Below are 17,584 nucleotides of genomic sequence, written 5' to 3' on the forward strand. Positions count from 1 at the left end.
ATCACATAACGTGCATGTGCATCCGAATGGCCAGGTTGCCCAATATCCAGACTGTGCCAAGAATGATGATCAGCAATACCATTGTCGAGAACAGGACGAGGTCGAGATCTTCGCGACTGCTGCGACGCCGGTCGATGTGCAGGAAATACACAAGCTGGACGATTAGCTGCGCGAGGCCCAGCAATCCAATAGTCAGGTATACCCCTTTGGTTTCGATGCCGAAGTAGTAGGCAATCGCAAACACGGCCAGTGTCAGCAGCAAAGAACCGCCATAACCGATGACATAACGACGGCGTTCACGGCGGTGCATCTCGGTACGCTTATCCATAGGTCAGCCCTCCGAAATAGACGATGGTAATGATGCCAATCCAGATCAGATCTAGGAAGTGCCAGAACAGCGCCAGTCGCATCACGCGCGAAATCACGAGGTCCGTCATGCCCATGACCCTGAGCTGAATGCCAAGTACAATCAGCCAGAGACAGCCCGCAGCGACATGCAGCCCGTGCAGGGGAACCAGACCATAAAATGCGGATAGAAAACCGCTGCGCTGCGGTATTCCCCCCTGTTCAGCCATCGCCATGAAATCGCGGACTTCCAGCACCAGAAAGCTGATCCCAAGAACAAGGGTTACCCCAAACCACAGCACGATCCGGGCGCGCGGCAGATTGTATTTCAGCGCCAGCATGGCAAGCCCGACCGTCAGGCTGCTGGTCAGAAGGATCAGCGTCTGGGCGAAGATGCTTTTCAGATCGAACAGTTCATGCGGCCCCGGCCCGCCCGCCTGCGCGTCTATCATCGTAATGTAGATCGCGAACATCAGGCCGAAATAGACCAGATCGCTCATCAAGAAGACCCAGAAGCCGAAGGTAACAACCTCACTCGACTTGTGGGCGCTGGCATGATTTTCGCCCAGGTTCAGACCGGGATAGCTATGGGATGGCGCTCGTCTCATGTCACGGCCTCCAGATCAGGACGGGCCAGTCCGCGGTTTTCAGGAGCGGTCTCATGATCACGGTCCACTGCGGCCGCACTGTGGACGATAGCCAGCCAGGCTTCGTGTTCTTTGCGCACTTGTTCTGCCGTGATGACCTCTTCTGTGTCTGTATCAAAGCTCCACACGATGATCGACAGAATGATCAGCACGGTCATCAAGGCGGCAAGCCACCAGATCCACCAGACCAGGGCGAACATCCAGATCCCACTGACAACACACAGTATGAAACCGATCGATGTATTGCGCGGCATCACGATGTCTTCGTATTCGTCTGGCGTTGGATAGGCGTCACCGCGCTCCTTTGCTGCGGCAAAGTTGTCGCGATCAGTGACATTGGGAATGATGGCGAAGTTATACGGAGGCGGCGGTGCCGGGATCGACCATTCCAGCGTCCGTGCATCCCAAGGATCGCCCACTGGCACACGGGTCTTTTCGCGGTCGCGGATACTGACCCAAAGCTGCACCAATACCGACAATAGTGCGGCGAGGATAACCAGCGCACCAAGAACGGCGACGATCATATAGGGATGGAAACTGGGGTCTTCCCAGCTGTAGGAACGGCGCGGCATACCCATCAGGCCGACAAAGTACAGTGGTAGGAAAGTCAGCATGAAGCCGACAGTCCAAAGCACCACGGTCACCCTGCCCCAGAACTCGTTCAGGCGGAAACCGAAAGCCTTGGGGAACCAATAGTTGTATCCCGCCAACAGACCGAACAACACACCCGGCAGCAGCACGTTATGGAAATGCGCGACCAAAAACAGGGTGTTGTGAACCTGATAATCAACGGTCGGGTTGGCCAGGATCACGCCGCTCAGCCCTCCGATGACAAACAGCATCAGGAAGGCCAGACCATACAGCATCGGAACCGAGAACCGGATGCGTCCACGCCATAGCGTCGCCATCCAGTCATACACCTTCACACCTGTCGGAATTGCGATCAACATCGTAGCAATACCGAATACTGCGTTGATCAGAGCGCTTTGGCCCATGGTGAAAAAGTGATGCAGCCAGACAGTAAATGACAGCACCGCAATGGACATGGTGGCTATGACCAGTGAGTTGTACCCGTAAAGCCGTTTCGCCGAGAACGTGGCGAAGACCTCGGAATAGATACCATACGCGGGCAGCACCAGCAGATAGACCTCGGGATGGCCGAACAGCCAGAACAGGTTGGCATAGTTCATCATGTTGCCGCCAAGGTCGTTGGTGAAGAAGTGGAAATCCAGATAGCGGTCAGCCGCCAGCAGCAGCGCGGCAACCCCAAGCGGCGGCATGGCGAAAATGATCAAGATCGAGCTGCAGATGATTGTCCAGCAATACATCGGCAGCCGCATGAACTTCATCCCCGGCGCGCGTAGCTTGTAAATCGTGACCGCAAAGTTGATGCCCGTCAGCGTCGTGCCGATACCCGAGACGACAATGGCCCAGATCCAGTAGTCCGGCCCGACGCCCGGATTGAAGGCTGCACCCGTATAGGGCGGATAGGCTGTCCAGCCACCGGTCGAGAACTCGCCCACAACCAGAGATACCATAAGCATCATGCCAGCAGAGACTGTCAGACCCAGACTGATCTGGTTCATCACCGGAAAGGCGACATCCCGCGCCCCGATCATCAACGGCACCAGAAAGTTTGCCACACCGAACACAAAAGGCACCGCGACAAAGAAGATCATGATCGTGCCGTGGGTGCTGAACAATTCGGCAAAATGCTCGGCCTCGAGGAACCCGTCACCCGGACCCGCCGCTTGCTGCGCGCGCATGACCACGCCCTCAAGCACACCACGTGCCAGCATCACGATTGCAAACACGATGTACATGATACCGATCTTCTTGTGATCGGCGCTGGTTAGCCAGTCTCGCCAGAGCGGTCCCCAAAGTCGGAACCATGTCAGCAGACCCAAAACGGCCAAAACGCCAACGATCACTATGCCAGCAGCAGCATTGGCGACGATTTCATTCGTATTGGGGTTCTGGATAAGCCCCGCAATCGGGAATGCGTCCCAGTTCAGACGACCAAAGAAACCGCTATCGGTGGATGTCATTGGCTCGCCTCCTGACCAAATTCGGTGGTGCCGGGTTGCTGATCCAGCGGCAATGCCTTGCCGCTATGGTATCGGTGCAGGATCGTGTGGAACAGATCGCCGTCGTCCAATTTGAAGTACAGAGCATTCTCTGGCATCTGCGTGGTTCCCAGCGCGGCCTGAACCTCATCCCGATCCGTGCGCATGGCTAGGGTCTGATAGGTCGTCGGATCCAGAAGAATGCCATTGCCGCGTACCTTCTCGACCCAGGCATCGAACTCATCCGGCTGCATCGCGACTGTCTGGAACTTTTGCTTGGTAAAGCCGCGGCCGTTGTATTGCGTGTTCTCACCCTGCATCGTTTCGGGCTGATCTGCCACCACATGCAGCTGGGTTGTCATACCCGGCATGGCATAGATCTGGCCTGCCAGAGCGGGAATCATGAAGGATTGCATCACGGTATCGGTCGTCAGTGTCATCGCCACCTGTTGTTTGACCGGTATGCCAAGCTCACCCACGCTGGCGATGCCGAGATCGGGATAGATGAACAACCATTTCCAATCCAGGCCCACGACCTGCACTCTCAAAGCCGGTTCATCGCCGAAGGGCGCAGCATATGGGTCCAGCCGATGTGTCGCTTTCCACAAATAGAAGGAAAGAATGGCGACGATCACGACCGGAACACCCCACATCAAGAACTCGAGCTTTGCCGAGAAATCCCAATCGGGCCGGTAGGCCGCGGTGCCACCCTTTCGGCGACGGTATCGCAGGGCAATGAGCGGGACGAGCAGCAGAACGGGAATAACAGCGATCAGGATCAAGCCCGTTGCCCGCAACAGATGCGTTTTCTGGACCGCTGCGATTGGACCCTGTGGATCCATGAAACTGTCACTCGCTCCGGCCACCTGCGCCGAAGCAAACAAAACTGCCATTGCCGCCAGTATTGGCACTGACGCAAGGGACAACCTGAAAATGCTCACGCCCACCCGTCCTTTCATGCCCTCGATTCCGTCCAACTATCGGCAAAGTCATGAAATTTCTCAAGGTTTTTTCCAAACCGGTGATTGTCAGGGCCACCGGGCATTCAACCGCTGGCTTGATCGAACAACCAGCCTGTTGACTTGACTCTTAAGGCAGGCGAGACCGGTTCATGATGCGTATATTTCTTTTGCTCCTTAGCCTGACCTTGTTTGGAACCAATGTTGCCGCACAAAATCGGGCGGCGGTTGAACAACAGTTTCAGAACTGGCTGCAACAAGAGGTCTGGCCTAAAGCCCGTGCCAAAGGCGTTTCTCGTCAAACCATGAACCAGGCCTTTGCTGGCGTCACGCTGAACTGGGATCTTCCCGATCTGGTGCCACCGGGCACCAAAGCCAGCACACCCAAAAAACAGCGGCAGGCCGAGTTCGGATCACCGGGAAAATACTTCAATGCCGGGTCAGTTCAGGGTGCAACATCGGTTGGCCGCAAAATGGCTGCACGTCATGCGGCGACTTTAGCCCGCATCGAGGCACAAACCGGAGTTCCGGGACGTATCATTCTGGCCGTTTGGGGACGTGAAAGCGGTTATGGGCAGGTCGCAATCCGTCATGATGCATTCCAGGTCCTTGGCACCAAGGGCTTCATGAGTACCCGATCAGATTATTTTACCGATGAGCTGATCGCCGCGCTGCAAATCGCAGAAGCGGGACATGTTTCAGGCAGGGCCATGAAAAGCAGCTGGGCCGGTGCATTGGGGCAGCCACAGTTCATGCCATCGAGTTTTCTAAACTTTGCTGCAGATGGCAATGGCGACGGACGCGCGGACATCTGGGGGTCGACCGATGATACGCTCGCATCGATCGGCAATTATCTGGCCCGGCACGGTTGGGTCGCAGGCCGCGACTGGGGCTTCGAGGTATCAGTACCTTTATCTGTGTCCTGTACGTTGGAAGGCCCGGATCAGGGGCGGCCAATTCGGGACTGGGCGGCGATGGGTATTGCGCGAACCTCGGGCAAACCGTTTCCATCTCATGAACTGTCCGGAGAAGGATATCTCATGATGCCCGCCGGGCGAAATGGCCCTGCCTTTATCGTCACGCCTAATTTCTACGTTCTCAAAGACTACAATATGAGCGACCTCTATGCTTTGTTCGTGGGCCATGTTGGGGACCGCATTCAGTATGGGATGGGCAACTTCAGCAGTGGCTGGGGTAAAGTCGGTGGATTGTACCGATCTGATGTCGCCAGCATGCAACGTGCACTTGAGCAGCAGGGGCATGATGTGGGCGGTGCTGACGGGCTTCCCGGTTTTAAAACCCGACGTTCGATCGGCAGGTGGCAAGAGGCGACCGGTCAGGCACCCACGTGCTTTCCTGAAAGCCGTATGAAGTCACAACTCAAGCCCTGAAACACTCATCTTCGATGCACTCCAGCGCACAGTAGCGAGTCGTAAAACCGACCAGCGATTCGGTTGATTTTGGGCTTTGGAGCCTCAGAAAACAAACGTTCTGGACTTAGGTTTTCCCTGCAAAAGACTAGGGCCTTCACAAAAATATCACGATGACACTGCCCCGCCTCAGAAAATTTCGAGCACCCCCCGGCTTTGGGTTTCTTTCTACCTTTGGTTGCTCAAATGACTGACCAAGCCTTTATCCCCTGCCCAAATAATGCCACGTTCTGCAGCAGTGAAAGTCGACTTTCGCAACCACCTCACCGACTGCAATCAAGAAAGCTGCGACGCAGTGTTCCTTGCGAATTGGCAAAACCAAAATCGAATTGAACTGAGTCCCAGCGGACGTCGGACAAATCAGGCTGCCGGATGCCACCCCCTTTTCAGAGTGCAATTCTGGCGCCGACAAATGGGAGCAACAACATGAATAAATACATTCGAAACTCGCTGGCGGGGCTGCTGTCCTCGACCATGATCGCAGGTGCCGCCTTTGCTGCAGGCACCCATCCGGAAACCGGTGAGCCGCTGGCCGACGACCAGACCTTTATCTATCGCGTTCTTGATGAACACAGCTCGGTCGATCCGCAGGTTGTCGAAGATACCGATGGCGCCGATATTGTCCGTGACCTGTTCGAAGGTCTGATGAACCAGGACGAAAACGGCAACCTCGTTCCCGGGGTAGCGACAGACTTTACCGTCAACGATACCAAAGACATCTACACCTTTACCCTGCGCGATAATGCCAAATGGTCAAATGGTGATCCGGTAACCGCAGGCGATTTTGTTTATGCTTGGAAACGTGCCGTAGATCCCGCGCTGTCTTCTCCTTACGCGTGGTTCATGGAACTGATGTCGATTGAAAATGCGGCAGCAATCATTGCCGGTGAAAAGCCGGTTGACGAACTGGGCGTCAAAGCAATCGACGATCAAACGCTGGAAGTGAGACTGAGCGCACCCCTGCCCTACTTCCCGCAGATGACCACACATTCGACCACATTCCCGGCCCCGCAGAAGGTGATCGAGGAATTCGGAGATGCCTGGACCAAACCCGGTAACATCGTATCGAATGGCGCTTATGTTCTGACCGAGCACCTGCCGCAGGAGCGTTCGGTTCGTGAGCGCAACGAAATGTACTGGGATAACGAGAACACCATCCTCGACAAAGTCGTTGCCCTGGTCATCAATGATGAGAACGTTGCCCTGACCCGCTATCTGGCAGGTGAACTGGACCGTACCGATGTTCCCGCAGGTCAGTTCCCGCGTCTGAGCAAAGAATATCCTGACGAAGCGATCAGCTATCCACGTCTGTGCAACTATTACTATACGTTCAACCTGTCCGAAGGTGGTCCCGAGGCGTTCAAGGACCCGAACGTGCGTCAGGCCCTGTCCCTGGCCGTTGACCGTAAGATCATCACCGAGAACATCATGGCTGGCGGTCAGCCGCAGGCCTACACTTTCGCACCCGAAGCGACAGCAGGCTTTGACGTTCCGGAGGTGGAAATGGCGTCGATGTCGCAAGCCGAGCGTGACGAACTGGCCAAAGAACTGCTGACTGCGGCGGGCTACGGTCCTGACAACCCACTGACCTTCTCGATGGTCTACAACACCTCAGAGGCGCACAAGAAAGTCGCCGTGGCGCTGAGCCAGATGTGGAAACAGAAGCTGGGTGCCAACGTCGAGCTCGCCAACATGGAGTGGAAGATCTTCCTGGAAGAGCGCGGCAACCAGAACTTCGATCTGGCACGTGGCGCATGGTGTGGCGACTATAACGAAGCATCCACCTTCCTCGATCTGCTGCAGTCGGATTCCGGCTACAACGACGGCAAGTACAACAATGCCCGCGTTGATGAGCTGCTGGCCGAAGCAAAGACAGCAGATGATGCAGCACCTCTGTACACTGAAGTCGAGCGTATCATCGCGCAAGAAACCCCTGTCATTCCGATCTATCACTATGCTGGCGTCTACATGATGGATAGCGACCTGGGGAACTGGCCGATCAATAACGTAGAGCAGAACTGGTATTCCAAGAACCTCTACAAGATCGCCGAATAATCATCCTAAATCGTGCTTTGCCCCGGAACCCTATCCGGGGCAAAGCCAATAATGGGGGCATGGAATGCTTGCCTATATCATCCGGCGATTGCTGATCGCCGTTCCAACGATCCTTTTGCTGATCGTTGCCAGTTTCTTTCTAATGCACTTCGCGCCAGGTGGACCCTTCACCTCGGAACGGCCACTGCCGCCGGCGGTTCTGGCCAATATCGAGGCGCGGTACGGGTTGGACCAGCCGCTTTGGAAGCAGCTCTGGGATTACCTCTACAACATTGTCGTGCATTTCGATTTCGGCCCGTCCTTCAAGTTTAAGGACCGCGACGTAAATGACATTATCGCACAGGGTTTCCCGATCTCGCTGACCTATGGTTCGCTGTCGTTTCTTGTTGCTACTTTTGTCGGTGTCAGCCTTGGGATTGCTGCTGCCATCAAGCACAATAGCTGGATCGACTATTTTGCCGTTGGTCTGGGCATCGCTGCGCAGGCACTGCCGAACTTCATCATGGGTCCGATCCTGATCCTGACATTTACCCTGTGGCTGGGATGGCTGCCAGGCGGTGGCTGGAATGGCGGTCAATGGCCCTATCTGATTATGCCCGTGATCGCGCTGGCGACGTCCTACATGGGATCAATCGCCCGGATCACGCGATCGTCGATGCTGGAAGTTCTGAACTCGAACTTCATCCGCACCGCCCGCGCAAAAGGTCTGCCGACAAGAACTGTGATCTGGCGCCATGCACTGAAGCCAACCTTGCTGCCAGTCGTATCCTATCTGGGTCCGGTCTTTGTCTACGTTCTGACCGGCTCGGTCTTTGTGGACATCTACTTCTCGACCGGCGGATTGGGACAGGCCTATGTGGGATCTGCTCTGTCTCGCGATTATGCCGTGCTGCTGGGGGTTACGATCCTCTACGGCGTTCTTACCGTTTTCGTGAACCTTCTGACCGACCTGGCCTATGCCTGGTTCGATCCGAAAATCCGTTATTGAGGGGCTGGCAATGCTTGGAAAATCACAAAAAGCCGCCCATCTGGCCGAAGAAATCACCGATTACACGGTCATTCAGGGGCGATCACTCTGGCAGGACGCGCGTATGCGTTTCGTCCGCAACAAGGCCGCAATGGCGAGCGTCTTCATTCTGGGTCTCATCGTGTTGTTCACGATTATCGGGCCCTACTTTGCCGTGTGGAACAACGAGGAAATCGACTGGAACGTCATGGGTGACGTACGCGGCATGGGGATGCCGTCCATTGAAACAGGACACTACTTTGGTGTCGATGATCTTGGGCGTGACCTCTATAGCCGGGTCATTCAGGCGACGACCACATCGCTGTTGGTGGGCTTGATCGGCGCTGCGACAGCTCTGATCGTTGGAACCTGTTACGGGATCACTGCAGGATACATCGGGGGCCGCACCGACGGCGCCATGATGCGATTTGTCGACATCCTGCTGGCCATTCCGGCGACACTGGTCATCATCCTTTTGCTGGTGGTTGCAGGGCGGTCATTCTTCATGCTGTTCATTGCACTTGGTGCGGTCGGCTGGCTGACCATGGCGCGGATCGTTAGGGGACAGACCCTGACCCTGAAAAACCGCGAGTTCATCGAAGCCGCCCGAGCCGCTGGTGTCAGCGAGTTCACCATCATGTATCGCCACATCCTGCCCAACCTTCTGGGGGTGGTGATCGTTTATGCCTCGCTCCTAGTGCCCGAGATGATCCTGACCGAGAGTTTCATTTCGTTCCTCGGATTGGGGATTTCGGAACCTTACACTTCGTTGGGTCGTCTGATCGCCGAAGGGGCCGGAACGATGGGTTATGGCACCCTGTGGCAGTTGATGTTCCCGCTCACATTCTACGTCGCAATTATCATCACGATGTTCTTCATCGGAGATGGCCTGCGCGACGCTCTGGACCCGAAGGATCGCTGATATGAGTCTGTTTTCCGTAAAAGACCTGAGCGTCCAGTTCGACACACCCGATGGTGTGGTCGAGGCTGTCAAAGGCATCAGCTTTGATATCAACCCGGGTGAATGTCTGGGCATCGTGGGCGAAAGCGGGTCTGGCAAAAGCCAAACCTTCATGGCCGCGATGGGATTGCTGCCTCCGGCTGGCAAGGCCTCGGGATCTGCCATGCTGAACGGGCAGGAAATCCTGAACCTGCCGGTCAACAAACTGAACCAGATCCGTGGCGACGATGTCGGCATGATCTTTCAGGATCCGCTGACGGCACTGACCCCGCATCTGCGGATCGGTCAGCAGATGCGCGAAGTGCTGCAGGTTCACGAAGGGCTGCAAGGCTCGGCGGCGCGGGCTCGTTGCCTGGAATGGCTGGATCGCGTGCGCATCCCAGAAGCCAAGCGGCGTCTGGATCAGTATCCCCATGAGCTGTCGGGCGGTATGCGCCAGCGGGTCATGATCGCGATGTCGATGCTGTGTAACCCAAAGCTGCTGATTGCTGACGAACCAACGACAGCTTTGGATGTAACCGTACAGGCGGACATTCTGGATCTGATGGTGCGCCTGCAAAAGGACGAGGGAACCGCGATTGCTCTGATCACCCATGACATGGGTGTCGTCGCACGTATGTGTGACCGCATTCAGGTCATGCGACTGGGTCAATTCGTCGAAGCCGGTGATACGCGCGAGATCTTCCGCGCGCCCCAGCACGAGTACACGCGGACTCTGCTTGATGCGATGCCGCGGATAGATGCGGGTGACGCCCCCAAAGCGCTGGACAAAGTCGAAGAGCCACTGCTCAAAGTCGATGACGTCAAGGTTCACTTTCCTATCCACGTCTCAGGCGGATTGTTTGGTCGCAAAGTGCCCCTGAAAGCCGTTGATGGTGTCAGCTTCGACATCCGCAAAGGCGAAACGCTGGGTGTTGTGGGCGAATCCGGTTGCGGCAAGTCCACACTGGCCCGGGCTGTCCTGCAACTGATCGAGCCCAGTGCGGGCAATGTCAGCTGGTTGGGTCATCCCATCGTCGGACTGAAACGCGCCGAACTGAACAAGTACCGTAAGGATCTGCAGATCGTGTTTCAGGATCCGTTGGCCAGCCTTGATCCGCGTATGACCATCTCGGCCTCGATTGCCGAACCGCTGAAGACCTATCGCCCTGACCTGACCGAGCGTGAACGCAAGGACATGGTCGCCGAAATGATGGAACGGGTCGGTCTCAAGGCTAACATGATCAACCGTTACCCGCATGAGCTGTCCGGCGGGCAGAACCAGCGGGTCGGCATTGCACGTGCGATGATCAACAAACCCAAGCTGATCATTTGTGACGAGGCGGTTTCGGCGCTGGACGTCTCCATTCAGGCTCAGATCGTGGAGCTTTTGCGCGAACTGCAAAAGGAATTCGGCCTGTCGATGATTTTCATCAGCCACGACTTGTCTGTGGTTCGCGCGGTATCGAACCGGATCATGGTTCTGTATCTCGGTCGGATCGTCGAATTGGGGGATGGTGAGGTGATCTGTTCCGAGCCGATCCACCCATACACCAAATCGCTGATCTCAGCGGTGCCTATCCCGGATCCGGATGTGGAACGCAGCCGCCAGCGGCTCAAGCTGCCGGGCGAGTTGCCATCGCCCATGGACCCCAAGGCTGCGCTGCGCTTCCTGCCCAGCAGGCTGAACAGTGGCCAGACGGACTATGTTCCAAAACTCAGCGAAGTCGCGACCGATCACTTTGTGGCAGAGCACGACACGCTGGAAGCCATTATGGCAAACACTTGAGAAAAAGCCCCGAAGTTGCGAACCAGCTTCGGGGCTTTTTTTGTTGCTGGCCAATCTGAACTTTATGTGATTTCACAGGCACAATCTCGCCTATCAAGCTCAACCGTGCCAGACAGGCCCAAAAGCTGCCAAAGTACCAATATAGGGCTGAGAACAACGATACCTGATTTTGACTCCGCACCGACAAGCTGGCACCTTTTGCGGGGTCTATGCCCAGTCAACCGGGCAATATTGATTGATCTGGTTTCTCGGCCTAAGAGGAAGCCCCGGACCACCGGGCGAAGAATTGAATTTGAGAGGTAACATGACACGCAAGGTCACCAAGGCGATTTTTCCTGTTGCAGGGCTCGGCACCCGCTTCCTGCCAGCGACAAAATCCGTCCCGAAAGAGATCATGACTCTCGTTGATCGCCCACTGGTTCAATACGCTATTGACGAGGCGCGGGCGGCCGGCATCACCGAATTCATCTTTGTGACGTCGCGCGGAAAATCAGCTCTGGAAGACTATTTTGACCACAATCTGGTCCTTGAGCAGGAGCTGAAGGCTAAGGGCAAAGATGACCTGCTGGAAACGCTGAATGCGACCAACATGGAAAGCGGCGCTATCGCCTATATCCGCCAACACAAGGCCTTGGGTCTGGGACATGCCGTCTGGTGCGCACGCCGTCTTATCGGGGATGAGCCCTTTGCCGTCATGCTGCCTGACGACGTGATCGCTGCAGACAAGCCCTGCCTGCAGCAAATGGTCGAAGCCTACGAAGAAACCGGTGGCAATATGGTCGCCGCAATGGAAGTGCCAGCGGAAAAAACCAGCTCATACGGTGTTTTGGATGTGGGCGAAAACATGGGCACGGTCGTTCGCGCGAGAGGTATGGTTGAAAAACCCAAGCCCGAAGAAGCGCCTTCGAACCTTGCTGTGATCGGTCGGTATATTCTTGGCCCGTCCGTTCTTTACAATCTGAACCAAAAGAAAAAGGGCAGCGGCGGGGAGATCCAGCTGACTGACGCGATTGCGGCGGATATCGGAAACGGTGTTCCCGTCTTTGGATATCAGTTTGAAGGCGAACGATTCGACTGTGGTTCAAAAGCCGGGTTTTTGCAGGCAACCGTAGCGTTTGCGCTTGCCCGTGATGATCTGCGCGCGGACTTGAATCAGTATCTGCATGACATCGTTGCAACGGAGCGGGCGGCACAATAATCGGGTGCTCTTTCCTCTGACTGCATTTTGACGATACCGATTGTGATGAGCAGTCCTAAGGCATGCAATTCATGAAAACTGTCTGTCCTGTCATCCTGTGCGGAGGGTCGGGCACGCGCTTATGGCCCCTGTCGCGTAAAAGCTATCCCAAGCAGTTCGTTCCACTGCTTGGCGAGACAAGTTTGCTGCAGGATTGCGCCGAACGGATGCGCGGCCCGGCAACTGCGCCATATGCCAAGCCACTGATGCTGACCAACGAAGCATTTCGTTTTGTCGTTCCGGAACAACTATCTGCGATTGGCATTGATCCGGGGCCGATCCTGATCGAGCCCGAAGGTCGCAATACCGCACCGGCTGTTCTGGCGGCTGCACTGTATTTGTCTGATCAAGACCCCGATGCTGTGATGCTGGTAGCCCCATCCGATCACGTGGTGCCCGATAAAGCGGCTTTCCATGCAGCTGTAGCCGAAGGTTTGATAACCATCGAAGAACGCGGCGACCTGATTACATTCGGAATCACACCAGATCGTCCTGAAACCGGCTATGGCTATCTAAAACTCGGCAGCGTACCGGACACATCGGGCTCAGCTGTGCCTCTGGACCGGTTCGTCGAGAAACCCGATCTGGATAGCGCCAAAGCCATGCTGGCGGATGGAAGCTATATGTGGAACTCGGGCATATTCCTGTTTGCCGTGCGCGATATCATTGCCGCTTTCAAAGAACATGCTTCTGCGTTGGTTGTACCGGTTCGACAAGCTGTTGATCAGGCTCAGACGGATTTGGGTTTTCTGCGGTTGGATGCGACATCCTGGGAACAGGTTGAGGGCATTTCGATCGACTATGCGGTGATGGAAAAGGCCGACAACCTGAGCGTCGTCCCCTATGCCGCAGGGTGGTCGGATGTTGGTAGTTGGTCTGCTGTTCAGGAACTCAGCTACCCAGATGTTGATGGTGTCGCCCAAACCGGCGATGTCACAACAATCGACTGTCAAAATGTGTTGGTTCGTTCAGAATCCCCTGCTCAGACCGTGGTGGCAATGGGTGTTGAGAACCTGATAACCGTCGCGATGCCCGATGCAGTTCTGGTGGCCAGTATGGATCGTGCGCAAGATGTCAAACGGGCGGTTACAGCACTAAAGGCGAAGGGTGCGAAACAGGCCGAGTTTCTGCCGGTCGATCACCGCCCATGGGGTTGGTTTGAAAGCCTGGTCGTTGATGATCGTTTTCAGGTCAAACGCATTCACGTTCATCCCGGCGCCGCGCTGAGCCTGCAATCACACCATCACCGTTCTGAACACTGGATCGTGGTGAAAGGAACCGCAAAGGTCACGATCGACGCTGCGGAGCAGCTCGTGAGTGAAAACCAGTCGGTCTACATCCCGCTCGGGGCCAAGCATCGACTGGAAAATCCCGGTAAAGTTCCGATGGTGCTTATTGAGGTGCAGACCGGAGCTTATCTGGGTGAGGATGACATTATCCGGTACGAAGATTTCTACGCGCGGAAATAGCGGCCTGCGTGGTCGCTGCGCCGATGCAGTAGAGCTGCATCGCACAATACCAAACGGATAGAATCACTTTTTGAGGAGTGGCGACACACCCTTCCACAACACCGGGCCTTTCTATGATTTGTTTCCATTTCGGAAATCCTAAGTTACCAGAAAATTATCACGGCATCCGGGCCAGTCAGACGGGTTTCACACCCTTCAGGGCAGGTTGGCGGGCAACGACATTGTCGAACCGACAGCCACAGGAGGATACCCATGTCACAAAACTCACCCCGTCTAAACCTGCCGTTTTTGCAACCCTCGCAGGCCCAGAAACATGTCACCCATAACGAAGCACTGCGTCAGCTGGATTTAATTGTTCAGCTGAGTGTCGTGTCCATGAATGCAACCACCCCTCCTGCCGTCCCCGGGCAAGGAGATGTGTATGCGCTTGGGACATCACCGACCGGAGGCTGGAGCGACAACCCCGGGCAGCTTGCAGCCTGGCTGGACAATGCGTGGCACTTTATCGAACCGGATACAGGTTGGCGTGCATGGGATCAGGACACGGATCGCATCAAGATCTGGGATGGAAGCGCCTGGACTGACCCGCCCGTCGAAACCCAGAACCTGCCGGGTATCGGCATCCAAACCGGACATGACGCAACCAATCGCCTGTCCGTTCGCAGCCCGGCTACATTGCTGAGCCATGATGGCGGCGGCCATCAGCTGAAGATCAACAAAGCTAGTGAAGGCGATACCGCATCTTTGCTTTTTCAATCCAACTGGACCGGTCATGCCGAGATGGGTTTATCGGGCAACACGGGATTTGCCATCAAGGTTTCGCCAGATGGTGGCAACTGGACCGAATCGCTGAGTATTGATCCAGTTACAGGCACAGCTGCTGGCGCGGCTGTGCAGGCGAACGCTACAGACACGACAGCCGGGCGTTTGATGCGCGCTGACTACGGCTATGGGCCAGGAAATTTGTTGGGTTCAGTTTCCGAAGCCTCCGGCACACCAACCGGTGCGGTTATCGAGCGCGGCAGCACGGCAAATGGTGAGTTTGTACGGTTTGCTGATGGCACACAGATCTGTACCGCCAATCTGGACCCCGTAAACTGTACTACCTCTGTGGGGGCTCTTTTTGCCAGCGCTTCAACGACTTGGACCTTTCCGACGGCTTTTGCAGCAGGCTCTGTCCCAGTACTGAGCGGAAGCGGTGGCGCTGTTGGGCGGTTCGCAGGAATTGATGTGCCGTCTGAAACACAGGTGACGCTGCAGGTGCTTTGCGCGACATCGGATGCCACCGCAAAGGCACCCTCAGTCACAGCTATCGGACGCTGGTTCTAAACAGTCAGACCGTCCGAAACCGGACGGTCACCTTGTCCGCAAATCCTGGTGACCTGATTCAGATACCAAGTCGGATATGTGAGAGCAGCCAAGGTGCAGAAGCCGTTGCACCCCAGCGTCAAGGGTTTGATGGATCACCTTGTTCTCGATCGCAGGTTTTCGTGTTCAAAGTCTGCAAGATAGCATTGTTCACGTGAATGCCACCAACCTTGGCCGCAGCCAGAAACACAACATCAAGTCGTAGTGCCTGAAAGAACTCCGGCGCCGCCGACTGGTCCGTCATGTCAAACCCCCTACGGTTGCGAGTAACAAGGTACAGCATTTCACGAGCATTCTGCCGCTCACGTAACATAAACAGAATTGCGCAGCCAACCTTCCCGCGACGCTCTGCCATGTAAGTCTTGCGCATGAATGTCTCGTTGACCAGGCGGGAATATTGGGAATCGATGCGCTTGATCACGTCACATGCTTTCAAGGCCAGCGCATGGTCGACTTCGACCGCAATCACCTTTGCAACCTAATTTACGCTCTCTCTCGAAAACTCCGGCAGCACCCCAATCGCGCTGGCTGTTGAGATTGCCCATGAACGGACAATCTTTCAACCCCTGCGAGATGCTTGCCAGACCTCACGTGATTTTTCGCGTCACAGAGGTTCCGCCCCGTTGCGGGTCTTCGTGATCCCAAAGGAATACAGTTTGACCACCGCATAGGGAAGCCGGAGATAAAACGGAGTGGCTTAACGCTGAGGCGTTCCCCTACCAATCCAAACTGTCCGATGTCGAGGCCAGATTTGAGCCGTCCCAACCGGCAATATCGATTATCAATGCGATCTTGGTCGATGTTCCGCCTCGCAATTTCGAGGTCCTGTCTGTTGTCTCAATGACGGCGAGAAACTATTGAATGCAACCCAAGATCACTGACAGGCATTGAATCCGCCAGCAGTTTCTTCGAATGTATGCGCGCCATCGGCGTAATTGGTAAGAAGGATTTTTAAGTATGCGTATTGCGATGATCGGCACCGGCTATGTTGGTCTGGTGTCGGGGGTGTGTTTTTCGGATTTCGGTCACGACGTGGTTTGCGTTGATAAGGCGGATCAAAAGATCGACATGCTGCAAGCCGGTGAGGTGCCCATCTATGAACCCGGCCTAGATACCCTTATGGCCAAAAACGTTGCTGCAGGCCGACTGAGTTTCACCACCGATCTGAAGGCGGCTGTTGACGGGGCGGATGCTGTGTTCATTGCCGTTGGGACACCCACGCGCCGTGGGGATGGCCATGCCGATCTCACCTATGTGATGGCAGCTGCGGAAGAGATCGCAAACGCGATCACCGACTATACCGTCATCGTCACAAAATCGACCGTTCCTGTGGGAACTAACCGCAAAGTGCATGAGGTGGTCACCGCGGCGAACCCAAAGGCGGCATTCGACGTGGCCTCGAACCCCGAGTTTTTGCGTGAGGGTGCGGCGATCGACGATTTCATGCGCCCTGACCGCGTAGTCGTAGGCGTCGAAAGCGATCGCGCTGCCGAAGTCATGGCCGAGATTTACCGCCCGCTTTACCTGCGCGACTTTCCGATCCTGACCACCGATCTGGAAAGCGCCGAGATGATCAAATACGCAGCCAATGCGTTTCTGGCGACCAAGATCACCTTCATCAACGAAATCGCGGGCCTGTGCGAACGTGTGGGCGGCGACGTCAAAGAGGTGGCGCGCGGTATCGGGCTGGATGGCCGCATCGGCAACAAATTCCTGCATGCCGGTCCCGGCTATGGCGGCTCGTGCTTTCCTAAAGACACCGCTGCGCTTGCCCGGATCGGACAGGAACATGCGCACCCGATGCAGATCACCGAGACCGTCATTCGCGTGAATGATGAGGTCAAGAAACGGATGACCGAGAAAATCCGCGATGCTTGCGATGACAGCTTTAACGGCAAAACCGTCGCGATCCTTGGGGTGACGTTCAAACCCAACACTGACGACATGCGCGATGCCCCGTCCTTGACTATTGTTCCAGCACTGATTGGCGGAGGCGCAAAAGTGCGCGTCGTTGATCCGCAGGGTAAAGCCGAAGGCGAGGCATTGTTGCCGGGCGTCGAATGGGCAGAAGATCCTTACGAAGCCGCCAAGGATGCCGACGCGGTGGTTCTGCTGACCGAATGGAACGAATTCCGTGCCTTGAACCTTGAAGAGCTGGCAGGCGCGATGAAGACCGCCCGAATGGTTGATCTGCGCAATATCTATGCCGAAAGCAAAGCACTGAAATCCGGCTTTGAATCCTATGTTGGTGTCGGGCGCTGAGCGCGCCCGAT

Annotated in this window: 14 protein-coding genes; 9 read left to right on the forward strand and 5 right to left on the reverse strand. The window is 55.8% G+C overall.

Annotation, left to right across the window (positions count from 1 at the left end; all coding sequences use genetic code 11):
* Position 1 precedes the first annotated feature (1 nt).
* From ACR0CW_RS11695 to ACR0CW_RS11710, 4 genes are read right to left on the reverse strand one after another with little or no spacing between them, the layout of a single operon-like run.
* Positions 2–328 carry a cytochrome o ubiquinol oxidase subunit IV gene (locus ACR0CW_RS11695; protein WP_209016293.1) on the reverse strand — a complete coding sequence of 109 codons (327 nt, stop codon included), beginning with the start codon at positions 326–328 and terminating at the stop codon, positions 2–4.
* Positions 321–953 (reverse strand): cytochrome c oxidase subunit 3, encoded by a 633-nt coding sequence (locus ACR0CW_RS11700; RefSeq protein ID WP_480787917.1) that lies wholly within the window; start codon positions 951–953, stop codon positions 321–323. The genes ACR0CW_RS11695 and ACR0CW_RS11700 overlap by 8 nt, the downstream gene beginning before the upstream one ends.
* Complete coding sequence (locus tag ACR0CW_RS11705; RefSeq protein ID WP_480787918.1) at positions 950–3,040, reverse strand: cbb3-type cytochrome c oxidase subunit I; 2,091 nt, start codon at positions 3,038–3,040, stop codon at positions 950–952. The genes ACR0CW_RS11700 and ACR0CW_RS11705 overlap by 4 nt, the downstream gene beginning before the upstream one ends.
* Positions 3,037–3,951, reverse strand: a complete 915-nt coding sequence (locus ACR0CW_RS11710) for a cytochrome ubiquinol oxidase subunit II (RefSeq protein ID WP_480787919.1) — start codon at positions 3,949–3,951, stop codon at positions 3,037–3,039. The genes ACR0CW_RS11705 and ACR0CW_RS11710 overlap by 4 nt, the downstream gene beginning before the upstream one ends.
* A gap of 221 nt (positions 3,952–4,172) precedes the next feature.
* On the opposite strand from ACR0CW_RS11710, the gene ACR0CW_RS11715 reads away from it, so the two are divergent.
* The 8 genes from ACR0CW_RS11715 to ACR0CW_RS11750 all read left to right on the forward strand — a co-directional run bounded on the left by ACR0CW_RS11715 (position 4,173) and on the right by ACR0CW_RS11750 (position 15,272).
* Complete coding sequence (locus ACR0CW_RS11715) at positions 4,173–5,408, forward strand: lytic murein transglycosylase (protein ID WP_480787920.1); 1,236 nt, start codon at positions 4,173–4,175, stop codon at positions 5,406–5,408.
* A 465-nt stretch (positions 5,409–5,873) separates the two neighbouring features.
* The gene (locus ACR0CW_RS11720) at positions 5,874–7,502 is read left to right on the forward strand and encodes a peptide ABC transporter substrate-binding protein (RefSeq protein WP_480787921.1); all 1,629 of its coding nucleotides are present in this window, start codon (positions 5,874–5,876) and stop codon (positions 7,500–7,502) included.
* A 64-nt stretch (positions 7,503–7,566) separates the two neighbouring features.
* Positions 7,567–8,490 (forward strand): oligopeptide ABC transporter permease OppB, encoded by a 924-nt coding sequence (gene oppB / locus ACR0CW_RS11725; protein ID WP_155148402.1) that lies wholly within the window; start codon positions 7,567–7,569, stop codon positions 8,488–8,490.
* Between the two features lie 10 nt (positions 8,491–8,500).
* Positions 8,501–9,430 carry an ABC transporter permease subunit gene (locus ACR0CW_RS11730; protein ID WP_155148404.1) on the forward strand — a complete coding sequence of 310 codons (930 nt, stop codon included), beginning with the start codon at positions 8,501–8,503 and terminating at the stop codon, positions 9,428–9,430.
* A gap of 1 nt (position 9,431) precedes the next feature.
* The gene (locus ACR0CW_RS11735) at positions 9,432–11,237 is read left to right on the forward strand and encodes an ABC transporter ATP-binding protein (protein WP_480787922.1); all 1,806 of its coding nucleotides are present in this window, start codon (positions 9,432–9,434) and stop codon (positions 11,235–11,237) included.
* 304 nt (positions 11,238–11,541) lie between these two features.
* Positions 11,542–12,435: a UTP--glucose-1-phosphate uridylyltransferase GalU gene (gene galU / locus ACR0CW_RS11740; RefSeq protein ID WP_155148408.1), complete on the forward strand. Its 894-nt coding sequence runs from the start codon at positions 11,542–11,544 to the stop codon at positions 12,433–12,435.
* A gap of 71 nt (positions 12,436–12,506) precedes the next feature.
* Positions 12,507–13,943, forward strand: coding sequence for a mannose-1-phosphate guanylyltransferase/mannose-6-phosphate isomerase (locus ACR0CW_RS11745; RefSeq protein ID WP_480788053.1), 1,437 nt, complete (start codon positions 12,507–12,509; stop codon positions 13,941–13,943).
* Between the two features lie 252 nt (positions 13,944–14,195).
* Positions 14,196–15,272: a DUF2793 domain-containing protein gene (locus ACR0CW_RS11750; protein WP_480787923.1), complete on the forward strand. Its 1,077-nt coding sequence runs from the start codon at positions 14,196–14,198 to the stop codon at positions 15,270–15,272.
* A gap of 118 nt (positions 15,273–15,390) precedes the next feature.
* On the opposite strand, the gene ACR0CW_RS11755 is transcribed toward ACR0CW_RS11750, so the two are convergent.
* Positions 15,391–15,780: a hypothetical protein gene (locus ACR0CW_RS11755; protein ID WP_480787924.1), complete on the reverse strand. Its 390-nt coding sequence runs from the start codon at positions 15,778–15,780 to the stop codon at positions 15,391–15,393.
* A gap of 488 nt (positions 15,781–16,268) precedes the next feature.
* Here ACR0CW_RS11755 and ACR0CW_RS11760 point away from each other — a divergent pair, with 488 nt between their 5' ends.
* Positions 16,269–17,573, forward strand: a complete 1,305-nt coding sequence (locus tag ACR0CW_RS11760) for a UDP-glucose dehydrogenase family protein (RefSeq protein ID WP_480787925.1) — start codon at positions 16,269–16,271, stop codon at positions 17,571–17,573.
* Positions 17,574–17,584: the final 11 nt, after the last annotated feature.

Source organism: Ruegeria sp. CH6 (genome assembly GCF_056537005.1).